The organism is Pseudomonas sp. PvP009, assembly GCF_017832995.1.
Taxonomy (GTDB): domain Bacteria; phylum Pseudomonadota; class Gammaproteobacteria; order Pseudomonadales; family Pseudomonadaceae; genus Aquipseudomonas; species Aquipseudomonas syringae.
This window is the reverse complement of sequence record NZ_JAFIBG010000001.1, coordinates 942,515-964,795: the sequence shown is the minus strand read 5'-3', so window position 1 is coordinate 964,795 and position 22,281 is coordinate 942,515. Positions and strand designations below refer to the sequence as shown.

General features: G+C 58.4%; 23 protein-coding genes. 9 read left to right on the top strand and 14 right to left on the bottom strand.

From position 1 onward, the window contains the following. Nucleotides 1-22: 22 nt before the first annotated feature. Entirely contained in the window at nucleotides 23-652 is a 630-nt protein-coding gene (locus JOE29_RS04290; protein ID WP_004411662.1) for a thioesterase domain-containing protein, read from the bottom strand. Between the two features lie 145 nt (nucleotides 653-797). Here JOE29_RS04290 and JOE29_RS04285 point away from each other — a divergent pair, with 145 nt between their 5' ends. Then, the gene (locus tag JOE29_RS04285) at nucleotides 798-1,241 is read left to right on the top strand and encodes a DUF1043 family protein (protein ID WP_003340664.1); all 444 of its coding nucleotides are present in this window, start codon (nucleotides 798-800) and stop codon (nucleotides 1,239-1,241) included. A 113-nt stretch (nucleotides 1,242-1,354) separates the two neighbouring features. Here JOE29_RS04285 and cysN read toward each other — a convergent pair whose 3' ends face one another. The 3 genes from cysN to JOE29_RS04270 all read right to left on the bottom strand — a co-directional run bounded on the left by cysN (nucleotide 1,355) and on the right by JOE29_RS04270 (nucleotide 5,093). Then, nucleotides 1,355-3,253 (bottom strand): sulfate adenylyltransferase subunit CysN, encoded by a 1,899-nt coding sequence (gene cysN, locus JOE29_RS04280; protein WP_210078821.1) that lies wholly within the window; start codon nucleotides 3,251-3,253, stop codon nucleotides 1,355-1,357. 10 nt (nucleotides 3,254-3,263) lie between these two features. Then, nucleotides 3,264-4,181, bottom strand: a complete 918-nt coding sequence (gene cysD, locus JOE29_RS04275; RefSeq protein ID WP_003313577.1) for a sulfate adenylyltransferase subunit CysD — start codon at nucleotides 4,179-4,181, stop codon at nucleotides 3,264-3,266. Nucleotides 4,182-4,334: 153 nt separating this feature from the next. After that, on the bottom strand, nucleotides 4,335-5,093 hold the full coding sequence (locus JOE29_RS04270; protein ID WP_003364071.1) for a Nif3-like dinuclear metal center hexameric protein: 759 nt from the start codon (nucleotides 5,091-5,093) through the stop codon (nucleotides 4,335-4,337). A 111-nt stretch (nucleotides 5,094-5,204) separates the two neighbouring features. Between JOE29_RS04270 and algW the strand changes: the two genes are divergently transcribed. Continuing rightward, entirely contained in the window at nucleotides 5,205-6,365 is a 1,161-nt protein-coding gene (gene algW, locus JOE29_RS04265; protein ID WP_003340656.1) for a Do family serine endopeptidase AlgW, read from the top strand. Nucleotides 6,366-8,569: 2,204 nt separating this feature from the next. Here algW and hisC read toward each other — a convergent pair. The 10 genes from hisC to JOE29_RS04215 form a co-directional block, all read right to left on the bottom strand. Then, a complete protein-coding gene (gene hisC, locus JOE29_RS04260; RefSeq protein WP_044312139.1) occupies nucleotides 8,570-9,622 on the bottom strand; it encodes a histidinol-phosphate transaminase in 1,053 nt (350 codons plus the stop codon). Further along, nucleotides 9,622-10,968: a histidinol dehydrogenase gene (gene hisD / locus JOE29_RS04255; protein ID WP_003424521.1), complete on the bottom strand. Its 1,347-nt coding sequence runs from the start codon at nucleotides 10,966-10,968 to the stop codon at nucleotides 9,622-9,624. Before hisD ends, hisC begins: the two co-directional genes overlap by 1 nt. A gap of 123 nt (nucleotides 10,969-11,091) precedes the next feature. Next, nucleotides 11,092-11,727, bottom strand: coding sequence for an ATP phosphoribosyltransferase (gene hisG / locus JOE29_RS04250; RefSeq protein WP_002555077.1), 636 nt, complete (start codon nucleotides 11,725-11,727; stop codon nucleotides 11,092-11,094). A 153-nt stretch (nucleotides 11,728-11,880) separates the two neighbouring features. Continuing rightward, nucleotides 11,881-13,146, bottom strand: a complete 1,266-nt coding sequence (murA, locus tag JOE29_RS04245; RefSeq protein ID WP_002555078.1) for a UDP-N-acetylglucosamine 1-carboxyvinyltransferase — start codon at nucleotides 13,144-13,146, stop codon at nucleotides 11,881-11,883. Nucleotides 13,147-13,168: 22 nt separating this feature from the next. Continuing rightward, nucleotides 13,169-13,408, bottom strand: coding sequence for a BolA family protein (locus JOE29_RS04240; RefSeq protein WP_002555079.1), 240 nt, complete (start codon nucleotides 13,406-13,408; stop codon nucleotides 13,169-13,171). Nucleotides 13,409-13,523: 115 nt separating this feature from the next. Continuing rightward, nucleotides 13,524-13,829, bottom strand: a complete 306-nt coding sequence (locus JOE29_RS04235; RefSeq protein ID WP_003313585.1) for an STAS domain-containing protein — start codon at nucleotides 13,827-13,829, stop codon at nucleotides 13,524-13,526. Beyond that, nucleotides 13,826-14,476, bottom strand: coding sequence for an ABC transporter substrate-binding protein (locus JOE29_RS04230; protein WP_003395243.1), 651 nt, complete (start codon nucleotides 14,474-14,476; stop codon nucleotides 13,826-13,828). Before JOE29_RS04230 ends, JOE29_RS04235 begins: the two co-directional genes overlap by 4 nt. Before the next feature lie 10 nt (nucleotides 14,477-14,486). Further along, complete coding sequence (mlaD, locus tag JOE29_RS04225; RefSeq protein WP_003313587.1) at nucleotides 14,487-14,954, bottom strand: outer membrane lipid asymmetry maintenance protein MlaD; 468 nt, start codon at nucleotides 14,952-14,954, stop codon at nucleotides 14,487-14,489. Further along, the gene (mlaE, locus tag JOE29_RS04220) at nucleotides 14,954-15,751 is read right to left on the bottom strand and encodes a lipid asymmetry maintenance ABC transporter permease subunit MlaE (RefSeq protein ID WP_003313588.1); all 798 of its coding nucleotides are present in this window, start codon (nucleotides 15,749-15,751) and stop codon (nucleotides 14,954-14,956) included. The genes mlaD and mlaE overlap by 1 nt, the downstream gene beginning before the upstream one ends. Further along, nucleotides 15,751-16,560 (bottom strand): ATP-binding cassette domain-containing protein, encoded by an 810-nt coding sequence (locus JOE29_RS04215; RefSeq protein ID WP_003313589.1) that lies wholly within the window; start codon nucleotides 16,558-16,560, stop codon nucleotides 15,751-15,753. Before JOE29_RS04215 ends, mlaE begins: the two co-directional genes overlap by 1 nt. A gap of 304 nt (nucleotides 16,561-16,864) precedes the next feature. Here JOE29_RS04215 and JOE29_RS04210 point away from each other — a divergent pair, with 304 nt between their 5' ends. From JOE29_RS04210 to raiA, 7 genes are all read left to right on the top strand, one after another. Further along, nucleotides 16,865-17,839, top strand: coding sequence for a KpsF/GutQ family sugar-phosphate isomerase (locus JOE29_RS04210; RefSeq protein ID WP_003313590.1), 975 nt, complete (start codon nucleotides 16,865-16,867; stop codon nucleotides 17,837-17,839). After that, nucleotides 17,839-18,378 carry a 3-deoxy-manno-octulosonate-8-phosphatase KdsC gene (gene kdsC, locus JOE29_RS04205; protein WP_210078820.1) on the top strand — a complete coding sequence of 180 codons (540 nt, stop codon included), beginning with the start codon at nucleotides 17,839-17,841 and terminating at the stop codon, nucleotides 18,376-18,378. The genes JOE29_RS04210 and kdsC overlap by 1 nt, the downstream gene beginning before the upstream one ends. Nucleotides 18,379-18,386: 8 nt before the next feature. Further along, entirely contained in the window at nucleotides 18,387-18,959 is a 573-nt protein-coding gene (lptC, locus tag JOE29_RS04200; protein ID WP_003400249.1) for an LPS export ABC transporter periplasmic protein LptC, read from the top strand. Further along, on the top strand, nucleotides 18,946-19,494 hold the full coding sequence (gene lptA, locus JOE29_RS04195) for a lipopolysaccharide transport periplasmic protein LptA (protein WP_003424523.1): 549 nt from the start codon (nucleotides 18,946-18,948) through the stop codon (nucleotides 19,492-19,494). Before lptC ends, lptA begins: the two co-directional genes overlap by 14 nt. Next, complete coding sequence (lptB, locus tag JOE29_RS04190; protein ID WP_003313594.1) at nucleotides 19,495-20,220, top strand: LPS export ABC transporter ATP-binding protein; 726 nt, start codon at nucleotides 19,495-19,497, stop codon at nucleotides 20,218-20,220. A gap of 183 nt (nucleotides 20,221-20,403) precedes the next feature. Then, the gene (locus JOE29_RS04185; RefSeq protein ID WP_003340639.1) at nucleotides 20,404-21,897 is read left to right on the top strand and encodes an RNA polymerase factor sigma-54; all 1,494 of its coding nucleotides are present in this window, start codon (nucleotides 20,404-20,406) and stop codon (nucleotides 21,895-21,897) included. A 75-nt stretch (nucleotides 21,898-21,972) separates the two neighbouring features. Next, complete coding sequence (raiA, locus tag JOE29_RS04180) at nucleotides 21,973-22,281, top strand: ribosome-associated translation inhibitor RaiA (RefSeq protein ID WP_002555091.1); 309 nt, start codon at nucleotides 21,973-21,975, stop codon at nucleotides 22,279-22,281.

Sequence of the window (22,281 nt, the reverse complement as noted above, 5' to 3'; positions counted from 1 at the left end):
TAGGATGCAATACGGGCTGCAATCAGCTGGAAAGTCGCGGCAGGAGCAGATCTTTCAGATCAGTAAGCTTGCCGTGAAAAAAGTGTCCGCATTCTGCCACTTTCAGCAGCTCATGGGGACGTTGCAACGCGGCGGACCATGCATAGACCGTCTCTGGGTCGATCACTTCGTCGTTCTCCGGCTGAATGATCGTCAGCGGGCAAGCCTTGGGCAGTACGCTCTGGTCCTCGAGGCGCGACGCCGCAGCCGCAATCAGAAACAGATGCGTGAGCTTTTCACCCTGCGCTTCCAGCCTGCCACCCAGGTTTGCAGCAACGTAGCCGCCAAAGGAAAATCCGAACAGGGTCATCGGCAGATCAGGATGTTGCGCCCGCAGCCATTGGGCGGCAGCCTGGGCATCATCGATCTCGCCTGGCCCGGCAACCGAGGTACCGGCACTGGCACCGACGCCGCGATAATTGAAGCGCAACGTGATCAAACCCTGATCGCGTGCGGTACGCTGCAACGTCGAGACGACTTTATTGAGCATCGTTCCGCCCTGTATCGGGTTAGGATGACAGATCAGTGCAACACCTCGGGCGTCGGGGACATCCTGATACAGCGCTTCGAGCTGGCCTTCAGGGCCATCGATAAATAATGGGGTTTCACGCATGAGCAAAACAGAACTCCGTGACCTCGAAATAGGTCGACTCGTCTAGCTGATTGTCTGCGGCATGCATATCAACGATACGTCGCGGGTATACAGCGCAGGTTCGAGCCGTTAACGTAAAGCAAAGCCGTTTATAGAGGAAGGACTCGTGGAACACTCGCTCTTAGTCTGGTTGTTGCCGACGCTCGCCCTGGTGGCCGGTGTCGTCATTGGTTTTCTGGTGGCACGCCTGCTGCCCAACACCGTTCCGAACAGCACCCAGCGCCAGCTGGATGACATTCAGGAGCGTTTCGACGCCTATCAGAACGAGGTAGTCACGCACTTCAACAGCACGGCCAATCTGGTCCAAAAGCTTTCACAGAGCTATCAGGACGTTCAGGAACACCTTGCCGAGGGCGCCAACCGTCTGGCTCTCGACGAGCTGACCCGCCAACGCCTGCTGGCCGCCCTGCACCCTGAGGCCAATCATGCGCACCGCGATCATCGCGACCGCCTGACCCCGCCACGCGACACTGAAACACCCAAGGATTACGCGCCCAAGTCGCCCAACTCCCCGGGCATGCTGGATGAGCATTACGGCTTGAAGAAGTAAGCTTTCGCAGCCACACAAAAAGCCCGCCGCAGAGAGCATCTGCGGCGGGCTTTTTTTGTAGGATCGAAACTGCAATCCCTTGCGGAGGCAAGCCCCCTGCCAAGGGATATGAATCAGATCGCGCCGCGGCTGCGCAGCAGATCCAGCACCTGCCTGACGCTTTCTTCGACGTTGAGTGTCTGTGTGTCGATCACCAGATCGGCATTCAGCGGCACGTCATACGGGAAGGACTCGCCAGGGATATTGTCGCCATCAGCGGCATACAGGCCCTGCGGATCACGCTCGCGGCAGACCGTTGGCGACGCCTGTACATAGACGGTGAGCAGGCGATCCTTGCCGATCAGCGCCTTGGCGCGCTCACGCCCTTCGGCATCCGGAGCAACGAATGCGGCCAGGGTCAACAGGCCGGCTTCGTTGAACTGACGCGCCACATGCGCGGCACGGCTCCAGTTCTCGGTACGACCTGCACGATCCTGTGGCAAGCCCTTGTTCAGGTCATGACGCAGGTTCTGACCGTCCAGTACATAGACCGCACGGCCCATGTCGAACAGCTTGCGCTCGACCGCATAGGCCAGCGTGCTTTTGCCCGCGCCGGAAAGGCCGCTGAACAACACGGTGGCCGGCTGCTGACCGAAGCGCTGCGCGCGCTCCTCAGTGGAGACGTGGGCCAGTTCGCCATGGTGCTGCGAGCCGCCACCTGAAACCGGCTTGGCGATGATCATGCCCGCCGCAACGGTGCCATTGGTCAAACGATCGATGACGATGAACGAACCCGTGGTGCGGTTGCTGCTGTAGCCGTCCAGCGCGATGGGCGCATCGAGGCTGACCTTGACACGGCCGATCTCGTTCAACTGCAACGAGCTGGCAGGGCCTTCCTCCAGTGTGTTCACATCGACCCGGTGGGTGATGCTGGCAATGGAGCCTGGCACATAGCTGGTGGCGCGCTTGATGTCGTACTTCTTGCCCGGCAGCATCGGTTCTTCGGCCATCCACACCAGTATGGCATCGAACGCATCGCTGACCTGCGGAACATTGTCGGCATGCACCAGCAGGTCACCACGGGAAATGTCGATCTCGTCTTCCATGGTCAGCGTCACCGCCTGACCCGGCCCCGCCTGCTCCAGCTCGCCTTCAAAGGTGACGATGGACTTCACACGGCTGCTCTTGCCCGACGGCAGCACGACGATCTCGTCGCCCTTGTGCACGATGCCGCTGGCCAGCGTACCGGCGAAACCACGGAAGTTCAGATTCGGACGGTTGACGTACTGCACAGGGAAACGCAGGTCCGCATAATTGCGGTCGCTGGCGATTTCGACCGTTTCGAGAATTTCCATCAGCGACTGGCCGGTGTACCAGGGCGAACACTCGCTCTTGTTCACCACGTTGTCGCCCTTGAGCGCCGACATAGGTACAAAAGCCATGGTGGTCGGCTTGAACGCGATGCCGTCGGCAAACTTCAGGTAATCGGCCTTGATCGACTCGAAAACGCTTTCATCGAAGCCGTTGAGGTCCATCTTGTTGATGGCGACGACGATATGCTTGATGCCCAGCAGCGAGGCGATATAGCTGTGACGACGGGTCTGGGTCTGCACGCCGTAGCGGGCGTCCACCAGAATGATCGCCAGGTCACAGGTCGACGCACCCGTGGCCATGTTGCGGGTGTACTGCTCGTGGCCCGGAGTGTCGGCGATGATGAATTTGCGCTTGGCCGTGGAGAAATAGCGATAAGCGACATCGATGGTGATGCCCTGCTCCCGCTCGGCCTGCAGGCCATCCACCAGCAACGCCAGATCGACGTCATCACCCGTGGTACCGGACTTCTTCGAGTCACGGGTGATGGCTTCCAGGTGATCCTCGTAGATCATCTTGGAGTCGTGCAGCAAACGCCCGATCAGCGTGCTCTTGCCGTCATCGACGTTGCCACAGGTAAGAAAGCGCAGCATTTCCTTGCGTTCGTGCTGGCCCAGGTAGGCGAGGATGTCCTCGCTGATCAAATCAGATTGATGCGACATGTGACACCCCTTAGAAATAACCCTGACGTTTCTTTTCTTCCATCGAACCAGCGCCGTCATGGTCAATGACCCGGCCCTGGCGTTCGGAAGTTCGCGTCAGCAACATTTCCTGAATGATGTCGGTCAGGCTGGTCGCTTCGGACTCGACGGCACCGGTCAGCGGGTAGCAGCCCAGGGTGCGGAAACGGACCTTTTTCTTGACGATGCGCGACTTCTCTTCATCGGTGAGATGCTCGAGGATGCGCTCGTCGTCGATCATGATCAGCGTGCCGTTCTTCTCGATAACGTCGCGCTCGGCGGCGAAATACAGCGGCACGATCGGGATGCCTTCAAGGTAGATGTACTGCCAGATATCCAGCTCGGTCCAGTTGGAGAGCGGGAACACACGGATCGACTCACCTTTGTTGACGTTGCCGTTGTAGACGTTCCATAACTCGGGACGCTGGTTTTTCGGGTCCCAGCGGTGCTTGCTGTCGCGGAACGAGTAGACGCGTTCCTTGGCCCGGGACTTCTCTTCGTCGCGTCGGGCACCGCCAAAGGCGGCGTCGAAACCATGCTTGTCGAGCGCCTGCTTCAGGCCCTCGGTCTTCATGATGTCGGTGTGTTTGGCGCTGCCATGGGTGAACGGGTTGATGCCCTGCGCCACGCCATCGGGGTTGATGTGGGTGATCAGGTCCAGGCCCATTTCCTCGACCATCTGGTCGCGAAAGCGATACATCTCCTGGAATTTCCAGCGGGTATCGACGTGCATGACCGGGAATGGCAGTTTACCGGGGAAGAATGCCTTGCGCGCCAGGTGCAGCATCACGGCGGAATCTTTGCCGATCGAGTACAGCATCACCGGGTTATCGAACTCGGCGGCGACCTCGCGGATGATGTGGATGCTTTCCGCCTCCAGCTGTTTCAGATGCGTCAGTTTGTCAACCATGGCTACTCACGGATTGCGTTCGTTATGGACCGGGAAACCCCGGGGCGGCCAGCGGGCCGTATTCGAGCCGGGCACTTTAACATGCGTGATATCGCTAATCAGCGATGCAACTAGATCGAAACGATCTATGCATATGCCCTGCTGTTTGATCGTTCAAATCGGATTCGGACAGTCGATAAAGATATGCTCGAGCGCAAAGCGCCGCGCCAGGTAGTCGCCCAGTGCCTGAACGCCATAGCGCTCGGTGGCATGATGGCCGGCGGCGATGAAGCTGATGTCGTTCTCTCGTGCGCTATGAAACGTCTGCTCCGACGCTTCGCCACTGAGGAACAGGTCGACGCCCTCAAGCACCGCCTGATCGATGTAGTTCTGCCCCCCACCCGTGCACCAGCCGACACGGCGAATCATCTGACTGCCTTCGATGAGCAATGGCTCACGCCCCAGCGCGTCCTGCACGCGACGAGCGAAATCCCGCGCAGTCATGGGTTCGGACAGCGAACCGATCAGCCCGACCACGCGCGGGTTTTCGGGGTCCAGAGGACCTTCGACCGTGATGTCCAGTTGACGCGCCAGTTGCACGTTGTTGCCCACCTCGGGATGCACATCCAGCGGCAGGTGGTAGGCCAGCAGGCTGATGTCATGCTTGAGCAAAGTTTTCAGGCGACGCTGCTTCATGCCGACGACACACGGGTTTTCGCCCTTCCAGAAATAACCGTGGTGGACCAGAACCAGATCAGCCTGAGCGTCGACTGCCGCGTCCAGCAGGGCCTGACTGGCCGTCACGCCACTGACGATGCGCATGACTTGCGGCCGCCCTTCGACCTGCAGGCCATTGGGGCAGTAATCCTGAATCCGGGCACTGTTCAGATAGCGGTCGGCTTCTTCGACCAGGGTGCTCAGGGCAACAGCCATAAAAGACTCCTAAATATGCAGTTCAGAGCTGCGTTGTACTCGTATAATGCCCGCCATTATGGCGCACCCGTGGCAAAACTTTCTGCGCCCGCAACCATCAGGACTTGTTAAATGTTCAAGGCACTGCGTTTTTTCGGCTGGCCATTGCTGGCTGGCGTGCTTATCGCCATGCTGATTATCCAGCGCTACCCGCAGTGGGTCGGCCTGCCGAGCCTGGATGTCAATCTGCAGCAGGCCCCACAGACCACCAATGTCATGCAAGGTCCGTCTTCCTATGCCGACGCGGTCATTGCCGCAGCGCCCGCGGTGGTCAACCTCTATACCACCAAGATGGTCAACAAGGGCAACAACCCGCTTTTCGAAGACCCGCAATTCAGACGTTTCTTCGGCGACAACACGCCCAAGCAGAAGCGCATGGAATCGAGCCTGGGTTCTGGCGTCATGATGAGCCCCGAAGGCTACATACTGACCAACAACCACGTCACCACCGGCGCGGACCAGATCGTGGTCGCGCTCAAAGACGGCCGCGAAACCATTGCCCGGGTCATCGGCAATGACCCGGAAACCGACCTGGCGGTGCTCAAGATCGACCTGAAAAACCTGCCGGCGATTACCATCGCGCGCTCTGACAGCATCCGCATCGGCGATGTGGCACTGGCGATCGGCAACCCGTTCGGGGTCGGCCAGACCGTGACCATGGGCATCATCAGTGCCACCGGGCGCAATCAATTGGGCCTCAACACCTACGAAGACTTCATTCAGACCGATGCGGCCATCAACCCGGGTAACTCGGGCGGTGCGCTGGTAGACGCCAGCGGCAATCTGATCGGTATCAATACCGCGATCTTTTCCAAGTCCGGCGGCTCGCAGGGCATCGGCTTCGCCATTCCGACCAAGCTGGCTATGGATGTCATGAAGTCGATCATCGAGCATGGTCAGGTCATTCGTGGCTGGCTGGGCATCGAAGTTCAACCTCTGACTCAGGAACTGGCCGAATCCTTCGGGCTGAAGGATCGTCCAGGTATCGTCGTGGCGGGCATCTTCCGCGACGGACCGGCGCAGAAAGCCGGGCTGCAACTGGGCGACGTGATCCTGAGCATCAATGGCGAACCTGCCGGCGACGGTCGTCGCTCGATGAACCAGGTGGCGCGCACCAAACCCAAGGACAAGATTGCTATCGACGTGATGCGTAACGGCAAGGAAATGCGCCTGAGCGCCGAAGTCGGCCTGCGCCCACCGCCCGCCCCGACACCCGTGGCCGCGCCGGAGTGACGCCAGCACCTGGAAGTGCGGTACAACGCAGATCTGTGACGCCGGGAATAAAAGGTGTCCACGCTTCTGCCCAAAGGGCGTGAGAGCGAGGTGTTTTCGAGCCATGTGAAACACTCACACAGGTCCGGGTTGTCTTCAAGCCATGTGAAACACTCACACAGGTCCGGGGTGTCTTCAAGCCATGTGAAACACTCACACAGGGCCGGGGTGTCTTCAAGACATGTGGATTACTCACACAGGTCGGCTGTGTTTCGAGCCATGCGAATGCCCTGCGGCACTGATGACCTTGTGGGAGCGAGCTTGCTCGCGAAGACGGTGTTTCAGTCGATGCATTTTCGGCGCTTGTGCAGCCCCTTTCGCGAGCAAGCTCGCTCCCACAGGGCCGTGGTGCTTTCGGGCCATGTGAAACACTCACACAGGGCCGGGGTGTTTTCAAGCCATGTGGATTACTCACACAGGTCGACGGTGTTTCGAGCCATGCGAATGCCCTGCGGCACTGATGACCTTGTGGGAGCGAGCTTGCTCGCGAAGACGGTGTTTCAGTCGATGCATTTTCGGCGCTTGTGCAGCCCCTTTCGCGAGCAAGCTCGCTCCCACAGGGCCGTGGTGCTTTCGAGCCATGTGAAACACTCACACAGGTCCGGGTTGTCTTCAAGCCATGTGAAACACTCACACAGGTCCGGGGTGTCTTCAAGCTATGTGGATTACTCACACAGGTCGGCTGTGTTTCGAGCCATGCGAATGCCCTGCGGCACTGATGACCTTGTGGGAGCCAACTGCTCGCGAAGGCGGTGTTTCAGTCGATGCATTTTCGGCGTTTGTGCAGACCCTTTCGCGAGCAAGCTCGCTCCCACAGGGCCGTGGTGCTTTCGGGCCATGTGAAACACTCACACAGGGCCGTGGTGTCTTCAAGACATGTGAAACACTCACACAGGGCCGGGGTGTTTTCGAGCTATATGGATTACTCACACAGGTCGGCTGTGTTTCGAGCCATGCGAATGCCCTGCGGCACTGATGACCTTGTGGGAGCGAGCTTGCTCGCGAAGGCGGTGTTTCAGTCGATGCATTTTCGGCGTTTGTGCAGCCCCTTTCGCGAGCAAGCTCGCTCCCACAGGGCCGTGGTGCTTTCGGGCCATGTGAAACACTCACACAGGGCCGGGGTGTTTTCGAGCTATGTGGATTACTCACACAGGTCGGCTGTGTTTCGAGCCATGCGAATGCCCTGCGGCACTGATGACCTTGTGGGAGCGAGCTTGCTCGCGAAGACGGTGTTTCAGTCGATGCATTTTCGGCGCTTGTGCAGCCCCTTTCGCGAGCAAGCTCGCTCCCACAGGGCCGTGGTGCTTTCGGGCCATGTGAAACACTCACACAGGGCCGGGGTGTTTTCAAGCCATGTGAAACACTCACACAGGGCCGGGGTGTCTTCAAGACATGTGAAACACTCACACAGGGCCGGGGTGTCTTCAAGACATGTGGATTACTCACACAGGTCGGCTGTGTTTCGAGCCATGCGAATGCCCTGCGGCACTGATGACCTTGTGGGAGCGAGCTTGCTCGCGAAGACGGTGTTTCAGTCAATGCATTTTCGGCGCTTGTGCAGCCCCTTTCGCGAGCAAGCTCGCTCCCACAGGGCCGGGGTGTTTTCGGGCCATGTGAAACACTCACACAGGTCCGAGGTGTTTTCGAGCTATGTGGATTACTCACACAGGTCGGCTGTGTTTCGAGCCATGCGAATGCCCTGCGGCACTGATGACCTTGTGGGAGCGAGCTTGCTCGCGAAGACGGTGTTTCAGTCGATGCATTTTCGGCGCTTGTGCAGCCCCTTTCGCGAGCAAGCTCGCTCCCACAGGGCCGGGGTGTTTTCAAGCCATGTGAAACACTCACACAGGTCCGAGGTGTTTTCGAGCTATGTGGATTACTCACACAGGTCGGGGATGTTTTCGAGCCACGTAGATGTTCTGCAGCAGCGCTGATCTTGTGGGAGCGAGCTTGCTCGCGAAGGCGGTGTTTCAGTCGATGCATTTTCGGCGTTTGTGCAGACCCTTTCGCGAGCAAGCTCGCTCCCACAGGGCCGGGGTGTTTTCAAGCCATGTGAAACACTCACCCAGGTCCGGGGTGTTTTCGAGCCATGTGGATTACTCACACAGGTCGGCGATGAGTGACAGCGCAGAGTCAGCCCGTTTTCGGGCTGACCGATCCGCTGCTCAGATGTCGCTCAGACCTTCCAGCAACGCTTGATGCTGCTCTGGCGTGCCGATGCTGATGCGCAGGAACTGGGCGATTCGCTGCTGTTTGAAGTGGCGGACGATGACGCCCTGCTCGCGCAGTTTGGCGGCCAGTGCTGCGGCATCATGTTGCGGGTGGCGGGCGAAGATGAAGTTGGCTGCCGATGGCAGCACATCAAAGCCTTTGCGCTGCAACTGCTCGACCAGTACCTCGCGACTTTCGATGACCTTGTTGCGGGTTGTCTCGAAGTGCTCGCGATCCTCGAAGGCAGCCGCCCCGCCCACATTGGCCATGCGGTCCAGCGGATAAGAGTTGAAACTGTTCTTGATCCGCTCCAACGCCTCGATCAGGTCAGGATGCCCCACCGCCAGGCCGACGCGCAGACCGGCCAGCGAACGCGACTTGGACAGGGTCTGGGTGACCAGCAGGTTCGGGTAACGATCGACCAGCGTAATAGCTGTCTCGCCACCAAAGTCGATATACGCTTCATCGACGACCACCACCGAGTCCGGGCTGGCCTTGATGATCTGCTCGACCTTGTCCAGACCGAGCAGGCAACCGGTCGGCGCATTCGGGTTGGGGAAGATGATCCCGGCATTCGGCCTGGCGTAGTCTTCGGCACGAATCTGGAACTGCTCATCCAGCGGGACCAATTCGTGATCGATGCCATACAGGCCGCAATACACCGGATAGAAGCTGTAGCTGATATCCGGGAAAAGCAGCGGAGCATCGTGCTGAAACAAGGCGTGAAAAATGTGCGCCAGCACCTCGTCCGAGCCGTTGCCCAGGAACACCTGATTGGGCTGCACCTTGTAGTAATCGGCGACAGCATGCTTGAGCAGATCGCTGTTGGGGTCCGGATAAAGGCGCAAATCGTCGGTCAGCGCGGCGCGCATGGCGTCGATGGCCTTTGGCGAAGGGCCATACGGGTTTTCATTGGTATTGAGCTTGACCAGGCGGGTCAGCTTCGGCTGTTCGCCCGGCACATAAGGCACCAGATCGCTGACAAAAGGGCTCCAGAATTTGCTCATTATTTGCCGTCCTCTGTGTTGCCTGCTTTCCAGTCAGGGTCAGTGATTCGATATTCGGCACTGCGCGCGTGGCCGCTCAGAGACTCGCCACGAGCCAGCACGGACGCTGTCTTGCCCAGCTCGGACGCACCTTGCGGCGAGCAATAGATGATCGACGAGCGCTTCTGGAAATCGTAGACGCCCAGCGGCGAGGAAAAACGCGCCGTGCCGGAGGTCGGCAGCACATGGTTGGGACCTGCGCAGTAATCGCCCAGCGCTTCGGAGGTGTGGCGCCCCATGAAGATCGCACCCGCATGACGGATCTGCGGCAGCCAGGCTTCCGGATCGGCGACCGACAGTTCGAGGTGCTCGGGCGCGATGCGATTGGCGACTTCGATGGCCTGGGCCATGTCAGACACCTTTATCAGGGCGCCGCGACCGTTGATCGACGTTTCGACGATGGCCGCCCGCTCCATGGTCGGCAGCAGACGGGTGATGCTGGCCGCCACCTTGTCGAGAAATTCGGCATCCGGACTGACCAGAATGGCCTGGGCATCTTCGTCGTGCTCGGCCTGGGAGAACAGGTCCATGGCGATCCAGTCAGGATCGGTCTGGCCGTCACACACCACCAGAATCTCGGAAGGACCAGCGATCATATCGATCCCCACCTGACCGAAGACGTGACGCTTGGCGGTCGCCACATAGATGTTGCCAGGGCCAACAACCTTGTCGACTTTCGGCACGCTTTCAGTGCCGTAAGCCAGCGCGGCAACAGCCTGCGCCCCGCCAATGGTGAACACCCGGTCGACCCCTGCAATGCAGGCAGCAGCCAGCACCAGTTCGTTGATTTCACCACGCGGCGTCGGCACGACCATGACCACTTCGGTCACACCTGCCACCTTGGCCGGTATGGCGTTCATCAATACCGAAGACGGATAGGAAGCTTTGCCACCCGGCACGTACAGACCTGCACGGTCCAACGGCGTGACCTTCTGGCCCAGCACCGTGCCGTCGGCCTCGGTGTAGCTCCAGGAATCCTGCTTCTGCTTTTCGTGGTAACTGCGCACACGCTCGGCGGCCTTTTCCAGGGCTTCGCGCTGAACCGGGGTAATGCGCGTCAACGCCAGTTCCAGGCGCTCGCGGGGCAGGATCAGGTCGGCCATCGAGGCGACCTGCAGCCCGTCGAACTTCTGGGTGAACTCGACCAGCGCCGCGTCGCCACGCTCACGCACCGCCTTGATGATGTCGAGCACGCGCTGGTTGACCGAGTCGTCAGACACACTTTCCCAGCTCAGCAGATGATCCAGATGTCGTGCGAAATCCGGGTCAGCAGCGTCGAGTCGGCGAATTGCAGTGGGAGTGGTCATAGCGGGGCCTCAATAATTGGCGGATGCTCAGGAGCCTAAAGCTACCAAGCTATCCGCGCAGGCACCTGAGAAATTTGGCTATGACACGGATAGCTGGACGCAACTCAACGTTGCGTGAAGGGATCAGCTACGGTGTCGCGACTCCACTGCCTTGCGCAGGGTGTCGATGAGAGCCTGAATACGTGCGTGCTGCATCTTCATGGAGGCCTTGTTCACCACCAGACGCGAGCTGATGGTCGCGATCAGCTCCTGGGGCTCCAGGCCGTTGGCGCGCAGGGTATTCCCGGTGTCGACCACGTCGATGATCTTGTCTGCGAGGCCAATCAGCGGTGCCAGCTCCATGGAGCCGTACAACTTGATGATATCGACCTGACGGCCCTGCTCTGCGTAGTAACGCTTGGCGACGTTGACGAACTTGGTCGCCACGCGCAGACGACCCTTGGGCTCGACCGCACCGATGGCACCCGCGGTCATCAGCTTGCACTTGGCAATCTGCAGGTCCAGCGGCTCATACAGGCCCTGACCGGTGTATTCCATCAGCACATCCTTGCCCGCGACACCCAGGTCGGCGGCACCATGCTCGACATAGGTCGGCACGTCGGTGGCACGCACGATCAGCAGGCGCACATCGGCCTGAGTCGTGGGGATGATGAGCTTGCGGCTCTTGTCCGGATTCTCGGTTGGCACTATGCCGGCTTCAGCGAGAAGCGGCAGAGTGTCGTCAAGAATGCGGCCCTTGGACAGTGCGATGGTCAACATGGGAAACGTAAGTCCTTATCAGGAAACTTTTGTCACGACGCAAGCGGCGCATGACAACCCTCAGGCCTGTTGACCTGAAGTGAAACGAATCAGAAATTACACCCGCGACAGAACAGGCGGCCCTGATGCCAGTGGCATCAGGACCGCATGCTGCTAGCCCGGAACGCGGCGGATCTTGGCACCCAGCATTTGCAGCTTCTCTTCGATGCACTCGTAACCACGGTCTATGTGGTAGATGCGGTCGATCAGCGTGTCGCCCTGGGCAACCAGCGCCGAGATCACCAGACTGGCCGATGCACGCAGGTCGGTCGCCATGACTGGCGCGCCCTTGAGCACTTCGGTGCCGGTAACAATGGCGGTGTTGCCTTCAACCTGAATCTGAGCGCCCATGCGGTGCATTTCATACACGTGCATGAAGCGGTTTTCGAAGATGGTCTCGATGACCGCCCCCGTGCCTTCGGCAATCGCGTTGAGCGAGATGAACTGCGCCTGCATGTCGGTCGGGAACGCCGGATAAGGCGCAGTACGCACATTGACCGCCTTTGGACGCTTGCCGTGCATGTTCAGCTCGATCCAGTCTTCACCGGTCGTGACTTCAGCACCCGCTTCCTGAAGCTTGAGCAGCACAGCTTCGAGGATGGTCGGATCGGTGTCCTTGACCTTGACGCGACCGCCGGTAACGGCAGCGGCCACCAGGTAGGTGCCGGTCTCGATACGGTCAGGCATGACCTTGTAGGTGGCCGGGCCCAGACGCTTGACGCCATCGATGGTGATGGTATCGGTACCTGCGCCGTGAATCTTGGCACCCATTGCAATCAGGAAGTTGGCCAGATCGACAACCTCTGGCTCGCGCGCGGCGTTCTGCAGCACGCTGCGACCGTTGGCGAGGCTGGCAGCCATCATGATGTTTTCAGTACCGGTCACGCTCACGGTATCGAAGAAGAAGTTGGCACCGCGCAAGCCACCCTCGGGTGCCTTGGCCTTGATGTAGCCACCTTCGACGTCAATGATCGCACCCATGGCTTCAAGGCCACGGATGTGCAGGTCGACCGGACGCGAACCGATGGCACAGCCACCTGGCAGAGCCACTTCGGCCTCGCCGAAGCGAGCGACCATCGGGCCCAGCACCAGAATCGACGCACGCATGGTTTTCACCAGTTCGTACGGCGCGACCAGAGTCTTGATGGTTCGCGGGTCGATTTCGACACTGAGCTTTTCGTCGATCACAGGCTCGATGCCCATGCGACCGAACAGCTCGATCATGGTCGTGATGTCGTGCAGGTGCGGCAGGTTCTGAACAGTGACGGGTCCGTCCGCCAGCAACGTGGCGGCAAGGATCGGCAGGGCAGAGTTCTTTGCCCCGGAAATGCGAATTTCGCCATCAAGACGAACGCCGCCGGTAATAATCAGTTTATCCATTAGAGTCTCGACACCAATTGGCTCAGGAACGCTCGGCCCATGCAGCGCGGCTGAAAAATTTCATGGTCACCGCGTGGATGCTGCCATCGGCAATCCAGGGGTTCAGATGGGTATAAATCTGTTGCTGACGTTTGACCGGGCTCAGGCCGGCCAACTCGTCGCTGATGATATTCAGCTGGAAGTTGCAGCCTTCGCCTTCGACTTCCACTTTGATTTCCGGCAGCTTTCCTTCAAGGAAGCTTTTAACTTCTACGGCCTGCATGCTTAACCTCGATCGGCGCTGTACGCGCGCGGGTCTGGCATCATACAAAAAAAGCCCATGTTATGCGAAGCCCGACAAGCAGGTCCCGGATAAAGGGCTTTTTCGATAGTGCTTTTCAGTGGGCGTCCAGCAGCTCGGTCAAACCTGATACGCGAGCTATCTGGCGCATGTCTTCGGGGAGCGAGCGCAACGTCATGGACTTGCCCGCATCCCGGGCATCGCGCATGAACGCCAGCAACAAGGCCAGGCCGACGCTGCTGGACTTCTCGACACCCGAGCAGTCCAGCGTGAGGTCTGCCAGATCACCGGATTTGATCAGTGCCGCACCCTGCTTGCGCAGTTGCGGCCCTGTGCGGTAATCCAGCACACCAATCAGCCTGAGCTCACCCGGCCCGACAAGGCGAACGGCAGATTCGGTCATTGCACCGGCTTCTGCGTAGCATCGACGGTAGATTTGGTCTTGGCCACTTCGCCAGCCCAGTTGTTGATGGTGGTGTCCAGGTTGTTGCCGTTGCGCTGCATCGCATCAGCGAACTGATCACGGAACAGTTTGCCGATATTGATACCGTTGATGACAACGTTACGCACTTTCCACTCGTCGTTCAGCTTGACCAGCGTGTAGGACACCGGATAAACCGCGCCGTTACTGCCCTTTACCTGCATGTCAACGCTGGTGCGGTCATTGCCTTCGTCCTTTGCAGGTGCGACGGTGATGCCCTGATTGTTGAATTCAAGCAAGGCATTGCCATAGAACTGCATCAGGCTTCGCTTGAAGTTTTCCTCGAAACGCTTCACCTGTTCGGGACTCGCCTTGCGGGAATACTTCACGGTCATGATGCTTTTGGAGATGCCATCGGCATCCACGACAGGACCGACGATGCGGTTCAGTGCATCGTAGAACGCGCTTGGGTTGGCTTTGTACTGCTCGCGATTGGTCGCCAGGTCACTCAACAGTTCCTTGGTGGTGCGCTCCACCAGGTCATGAGCCGACGGGGTGGCCGCGGCATTCGCCAGCATTGGCAGAGTGGCCAGCAATACCAGCAGGCCACGGCGCAGAATAGAGATCATTTGAAGCTCCTCACTTGGCGTCTTTACTAACAGTATTGAGCAGGAATTTTCCGATCAGGTCTTCCAGCACCAGCGACGACTGCGTGTCATGGATAGTCCCGCCATCCTTGAGCAGCTTGTCATCGCCACCGACGCTGAGACCAATGTATTTTTCACCCAGCAAACCGGCCGTCAGAATCGACGCAGTCGAGTCCGAAGGCAGGTTATCGACCTTCTTCTGAATTTCCAGTGTGACGCGACCGGTAAAGGTATCGCGATCCAGATCGATCGCCGTCACCTTACCGATCGTGACGCCAGCCATGCTTACCTTGGCTCTGACAGTCAAACCGGCAATATTGTCGAAGTAGGCATAAAGTTTATAGGTGTCGGTGCTTGCGCTCGTGCTCAGACCACTGACTCGCAGGGCCAGCAGGAGCAGAGCCAGTATCCCCGCCAGCAGGAACAGACCGACTCCGGTTTCGATGGCACGGTTTTGCATCAGAAATCTCCAAACATCAAAGCGGTCAAAATAAAGTCCAGTCCCAGCACGGCCAACGAGGCGTAAACGACGGTTCTGGTCGTCGCGCGACTGATCCCCTCGGAAGTAGGCTCGCAATCGTAACCCTGGAAAACGGCAATCCATGTCACCACGAAGGCAAATACGACGCTTTTGATCACCCCATTGAGCACATCGTTCGTGAAAGAAACGCTGTTCTGCATGTTCGACCAGAAAGAACCGTCATAGACTCCCAGCCAATCGATCGCCACCCAGGAAGCACCCCAGATACCGACCACGCTGAAAATCATCGCCAGAATCGGCAGCGAGATGAACCCGGCCCACAGACGCGGCGCAACGATGTACTTGAGCGGGTCGACACCGATCATTTCAAGGCTCGACAGCTGCTCGGTGGATTTCATGTTGCCAATCTCGGCGGTCAATGCCGACCCTGCACGACCGGCGAACAGCAAGGCCGTCACCACAGGACCAAGCTCACGCAGCAGGGTCAGGGCAACCATCTGGCCGACCGCCTGCTCCGAACCGTATTTGGTCAGAATGCTGAAACCCTGCAGCGCCAGTACCATGCCGATAAACATGCCGGACACCACAATGATGACCAGCGACATGACACCTACCGAATACAGCTGCCTGACCAGCAATTGAAAACTGCTGCCCGCACCGCCGCGACCGAGCAAGGCATGCACCAGAAACAGACCGGAGCGCCCCAGAACAGTAACAATATCAATGGCCGACCGCCCCAGCAGGCGAACCCGGTCCATCAGTGACTTATTGCGCATCAGCGCTTCCCCAATAGATCTTCGCGAAAATCCGGCGCCGGATAGTGGAACGGTACAGGACCGTCAGGCTCGCCGGTCATGAATTGACGAATACGTGGATTGTCCGAGGACATCAGTTCCTGAGGCGTACCCTGCCCCAGCACCTGCCCGTCGCCGACAACATATAGGTAGTCGGCAATGCTCGCAGTCTCGCTGAGGTCATGCGACACCACGATGCTGGTAATACCCAGCGCGTCGTTGAGCAGGCGGATCAAACGCACCAGCACCCCCATCGCAATCGGGTCCTGCCCGACGAAGGGCTCGTCATACATGAGAATCTGCGGATCAAGAGCGATTGCGCGCGCCAGCGCGACACGACGCTTCATGCCGCCCGACAATTCGTCCGGCATCAGCTCCACCGCGCCGCGCAGGCCTACGGCCTGAAGCTTGAGCAGAACGATGTCGCGGATCATTTCTTCCGGCAGCTCGGTGTGCACGCGCAGGGGAAAGGCGACGTTTTCGAAAACATCCAGATCGGTAAACAGCGCACCGCTCTGAAACAAAACGCCCATCTGCTTGCGGGCATCGAACAGATCACTGCGCGACAGCTCCGGCAGATTCTGGCCGTTGACCCACACCTGCCCTTCGCTCGGGCGCAACTGGGCACCCATCAGGCGCAGCAGGGTCGTCTTGCCGCAGCCTGACGGCCCCATGATCCCGGTGACCTTGCCGCGCGGAATACGAATATCAACGTTATTGAAAATGCTGCGCGCACCGCGTTTGAAAGACACACCTTTCAACTCGACCGCATAGGCGTCATCAGGACTCATCTAAACTCCTTGCGATACAGCTTCCACCCCGAGCCGCCGGTTTTTGAACACCGAGAGGCTGCCCAGGCGTGCCGAACAGGCCGCGAACTATATCACCGCAGCCACCCGCCCCCAAGAAGAGAACCGAGCGGTTCAGGTATTCGCTGAATTATTCTGTACCACAATGTTATGGCCACAGGCTTGAATACAGACACGCAGGTGCGTAGGAAATTCGTTTAAAAACAACACAACGACGATCAGACGTGAGGGAATCGTTCATTACAGCTATAATCGCCGCCTTTCAGCAGGCTGATCCTCTCCAGACATGAACCAATCCAGTGACCTGATCCAATCGGCGCAACGCACCATTCGCCTTGAGATAGAAGCCATACAAGGCCTGCTTGAACGTCTTGACGGCGACTTCGTGCGCGCGTGCGAAATGATCCTCGCCAGCAAAGGGCGTGTGGTCGTGGTCGGGATGGGCAAGTCCGGACACATCGGCAACAAGATCGCTGCCACACTGGCGAGCACCGGCACCACCTCGTTTTTCGTGCATCCGGCCGAAGCCAGCCACGGCGACATGGGCATGATCACCCGCGATGACATCATCCTGGCCCTGTCGAACTCCGGCAGCACCAACGAAATCGTCACCCTGCTGCCACTGATCAAGCGCCTGGGCATAAAGATGATCAGCCTGACCGGCGACTCCGAGTCCATTCTGGCCAAGGCTGCCGACATCAACCTCAACGCGCATGTCGTGCATGAGGCCTGCCCGCTCAACCTGGCACCGACGTCCTCGACGACCGCCGCACTGGTCATGGGCGACGCTCTCGCCGTGGCACTGCTCGACGCACGTGGTTTTACCGCCGAAGATTTCGCATTCTCCCATCCGGGCGGCGCATTGGGTCGCCGCCTGCTGCTCAAGGTCGAGAATGTGATGCACTCCGGCGAATCACTGCCCAGCGTGCAACGCGGCACTCTGCTGCGCGACGCGCTGCTTGAAATGACTCGTAAAGGTCTGGGCATGACGGCTATCGTCGAAGCCGACGGCACACTGGCCGGCATCTTCACTGACGGAGACTTGCGCCGGACATTGGACCGGCCTGTCGATATACGCCAGACCATCATCGATGAGGTCATGACGCTTCATGGCAAGACCGCCCATGCCGAGATGCTCGCTGCCGAGGCGCTGAAGATCATGGAGGACAACAAAATCAGTGCGCTTGTTGTCGTAGACCAGAACGACCGTCCGGTTGGCGCATTCAACCTGCAGGATCTCCTGCGCGCAGGCGTCATGTAATGGAAACCGAAACAATGACCCAGGATCTCATGCAACGCGGCAAGGCCATCAAGCTGGCAATCTTCGATGTCGATGGCGTGCTGACAGATGGCCGCCTTTACTTCATGGAAGATGGCAGCGAGATCAAGACATTCAATACTCTCGACGGCCAAGGCATTAAAATGCTGATAGCCTCGGGGGTCACCACGGCGATCATCAGTGGCCGCAAGACCGCGATAGTCGAGCGCCGGGCAAAGAGCCTGGGCATTGAACACCTGTTTCAGGGACGTGAAGACAAACTGGTGGTACTGGACAAGTTGCTGGCAGAACTCAACCTGAGTTACGAACAGGTCGCCTATCTGGGTGATGATCTGCCAGACTTGCCCGTCATCAGACGCGTCGGTCTGGGCATGGCAGTGGCCAATGCTGCCGGCTTTGTACGCGAGCACGCACACGGGATAACCAGGGCGCGAGGCGGCGAAGGTGCAGCGCGCGAATTCTGCGAACTGATTCTGAGTGCGCAAGGCAACCTTGAAGCGGCTCACTCCGCCTATTTATAGAAGCCATTATGTTCACTAAAAAAATTCGCAAGTTCCTGCTTCTCGGGGTACTGGCGCTGCTGCTGGCAGCGGTCGGTTACTGGAACATCAGCCCGGAAAGCTTCATGGACCAGCCTGATGCGTCGCTTGACGACACGGCGATCGACTACTATGCGATCAATACTCGCAGCGTGCAGTACCTGCCAGACGGCACACTTCAGTACGACATGACCTCCGACAAGGTCGAGCATGTGAAGGCCACAGATGTGAGCCTGCTGACGACACCCAATCTGAACATGTACCGCGGCGGAGCATTTCCGTGGCACGTGCAAAGCAAGCGAGGTGAAGTTTCGTCCGACGGCGATCAGGTCGAGCTGATGGATTCCGTTCGTGTTGAACGCACCGATGAAAAACAGCGCACGACCATTATTACCAGCAGCCGCATGACCGTATTTCCTCAGAAGGAATATGCGCAGACCGACCAAGACGTTAGAATCGACGGCGCGGGCGGTGTCACTACGGCCAAGGGAATGAAAGCGTATTTGAAAGACAGCAGGATGGACCTGCTGTCCAACGTAAGAGGACAGTATGAGGCTCGTTAAAACTCTTCCTTTATTGCTCGGCCTGGGCGCAGCACTGGGAAGCGCGAGCGCCTGGTCCCTGCCAACCGACCGAGATCAGCCTATCCACATCCAGTCTGACGATGCTCAGCTCGATGACAAGAAAGGCGTGGCGACTTACAAGGGCAATGTCATCATCACTCAGGGCTCGATGAAAATCACGGGCAACACCGTGACAATCACGCGTAATGCCCAGGGCGAAGTCGACGTCTTCACCTCCGTCGGCAACCTGGCTTACTACGAGCAGAAGCCTGCCGTAGACAAACCGATCGTGCAGGCCTATGCCGTCACCATCCAGTATTACGCTGGCCAGGACCGTATCGTCCTGATCGACAAGGCCAAGGTCATCAATGATGGCAACACCTCGGAAGGCGAGAAAATCGTCTACGACACGGTTAGACAAGTCGTCACCGCCGGTCGGGCCAATGGCGGCGCCAAGGTGACTACACCACGTCCGCGTATCGACATGGTCATCCAGCCGAAAAAGAAAACCGATCAACCTCAGAAGGCCCAGTAAATGGCGACGCTCAAAGCCCAGCATCTGGCTAAAAGCTACAAAAGCCGGCAGGTCGTGCGCGATGTGAGCATTTCCATCGACAGCGGCCAGATCGTCGGCCTGCTGGGCCCGAACGGCGCCGGCAAGACCACCTGTTTCTACATGATAGTGGGTCTGGTCCAGGCTGATCAGGGTCGTGTGCTGATTGACGATCTGGATGTCAGCCATCAACCCATGCACGGTCGCGCCCGCGCGGGCATCGGCTATCTGCCTCAGGAAGCCTCGATTTTCCGCAAGCTGTCGGTGTCCGACAACATCATGGCGATTCTCGAGACCCGCAAGGAGCTCGATGCCGGTGCGCGCCGCAAGGAACTGGAAAGCCTCCTGCAGGAGTTCCACATCACCCATATCCGCGACAACCTGGGCATGAGCCTGTCCGGCGGTGAACGTCGCCGCGTGGAAATCGCTCGAGCCTTGGCCACCGCACCGAAATTCATCCTGCTGGATGAACCGTTCGCAGGTGTCGATCCTATTTCGGTAGGCGACATCAAGCAGATCATTCACCATCTCAAGGCCAAGGGTATCGGTGTACTGATCACTGACCACAACGTCCGGGAAACGCTGGATATCTGCGAAATGGCCTACATCGTCAACGATGGACAGCTGATTGCGGAAGGCGACTCCGAGACCATTCTGGCGAATCAGCTGGTGAAAGAGGTCTACCTCGGCCACGAGTTCCGCCTTTAATCGACTGCCCCGTTGCGCTTCGCAGCCGATTGATGCCTAAGCAGTGTATTGACAACATTTTATTTGTCATACCACTCTAGGCAAACGCACAGGTTTCAGGCATATAATTTGCTTAAGTTGGCGCCACGGCGCCTGTAGTAGATGGCGCATGCGCGCCGGCGAATAAGGTGTTTAGCCCCTGCCATGAAACCATCGCTAGTCTTGAGAATGGGCCAGCAGCTGACGATGACACCGCAGCTGCAACAGGCAATCCGCTTACTTCAGCTTTCCACTCTGGATCTCCAGCAGGAGATCCAGGAAGCGCTGGAGTCAAACCCTATGCTGGAACGGCAGGAAGAAGGCGACGACTTCGACCACTCCGATCCGCTTGCCGACAACATCGAACAAAAGCCCAACCCCGACGTTCAGGAACCGACTTATCAGGAATCCGCGCCTACCGTGGATAACCTTGAAGAAGGCGAATGGAACGAACGCATTCCCAATGAGTTGCCCGTCGATACTGCATGGGAAGACATCTACCAGACCAGCGCCAGCAGCCTGCCAAGCAATGATGATGACGAGTGGGACTTCACCACACGCACCTCTGTGGGCGAAAGCCTGCAAAGCCACCTGCTGTGGCAACTGAATGTTGCGCCGATGTCCGACAAGGATCGCCTGGTGGCGGTCACGCTGATCGACTGCATCAACAACCAGGGCTACCTCGACGAGACGCTCGATGAGATTCTCGAGTCGTTCGACCCCGAACTGGACATAGAGCTCGACGAAATCGAAGCGGTACTGCACCGCATCCAGCAGTTTGAACCTGCCGGCATCGGCGCACGCAACCTGAGCGAATGCTTGCTGCTGCAACTGCGCCAACTGCCGGCGAAAACACCTTGGCTGACAGAAGCACAACGCCTGGTCAGCGACTACATCGACCTGCTCGGAAGCCGCGATTACGGCCAGCTGATGCGGCGCATGAAGCTCAAGGAAGACGAGCTGCGCCAGGTCATCGAGCTGGTGCAGAGCCTCAACCCGCGTCCAGGCTCGCAGATCGAATCCACCGAAGCCGAATACGTCATTCCGGACGTCATCGTGCGCAAGGACAACGAACGCTGGCTGGTCGAACTCAATCAGGAGTCGGTGCCACGCCTGCGCGTCAATCCGCAATACGCAGGCTTCGTGCGACGCGCCGACACTAGCGCAGACAACACCTTCATGCGCAATCAGTTGCAGGAAGCACGCTGGTTCATCAAGAGCCTGCAAAGCCGCAACGAAACACTGATGAAGGTCGCCACGCAGATCGTCGAACATCAGCGCGGTTTTCTCGAGTACGGCGACGAGGCCATGAAGCCGCTCGTCCTCCATGACATTGCCGAGGCAGTGGGCATGCACGAGTCGACCATCTCGCGGGTGACCACGCAGAAATTCATGCACACCCCACGTGGCATTTACGAGCTGAAATACTTCTTCTCAAGCCATGTGAGCACCTCCGAGGGCGGCGAATGCTCGTCCACGGCAATTCGCGCAATCATCAAAAAACTGGTTGCGGCGGAAAATCAGAAAAAGCCGTTGAGTGATAGCAAGATCGCTGGTTTACTGGAGGCACAAGGCATTCAAGTAGCCCGTCGCACAGTCGCCAAGTACCGTGAGTCTCTCGGGATCGCCCCTTCCAGTGAGCGTAAGCGACTGATGTGATACAGGCCGAGCCACAGCGTCCCAGTGGCAGGTGCCATGCCTGCCTCTTTATGCACTGGCAAAGGAGAAAGCTGTATGCAAGTCAACATCAGTGGACACCAACTGGAAGTGACCAAACCCCTTCGTGAATACGTTGAGCTCAAGCTCAAGAAGCTCGAGGGGCATTTTGACAAGATTACCAACGTGCAGGTCACGATGACGGTCGAAAAGCTCAAGCAGAAGATCGAAGCCACGTTGCACATCCATGGTGGAGAGGTCGTTGCCAATGCTGAACATGATGACATGTACGCTGCCATCGACCTGCTCACTGACAAGCTAGATCGACAATTGCTCAAGCATAAGGAAAAGCAGCAAAGCATCCTCAAAGGTGCGGCCGCTCGCTAA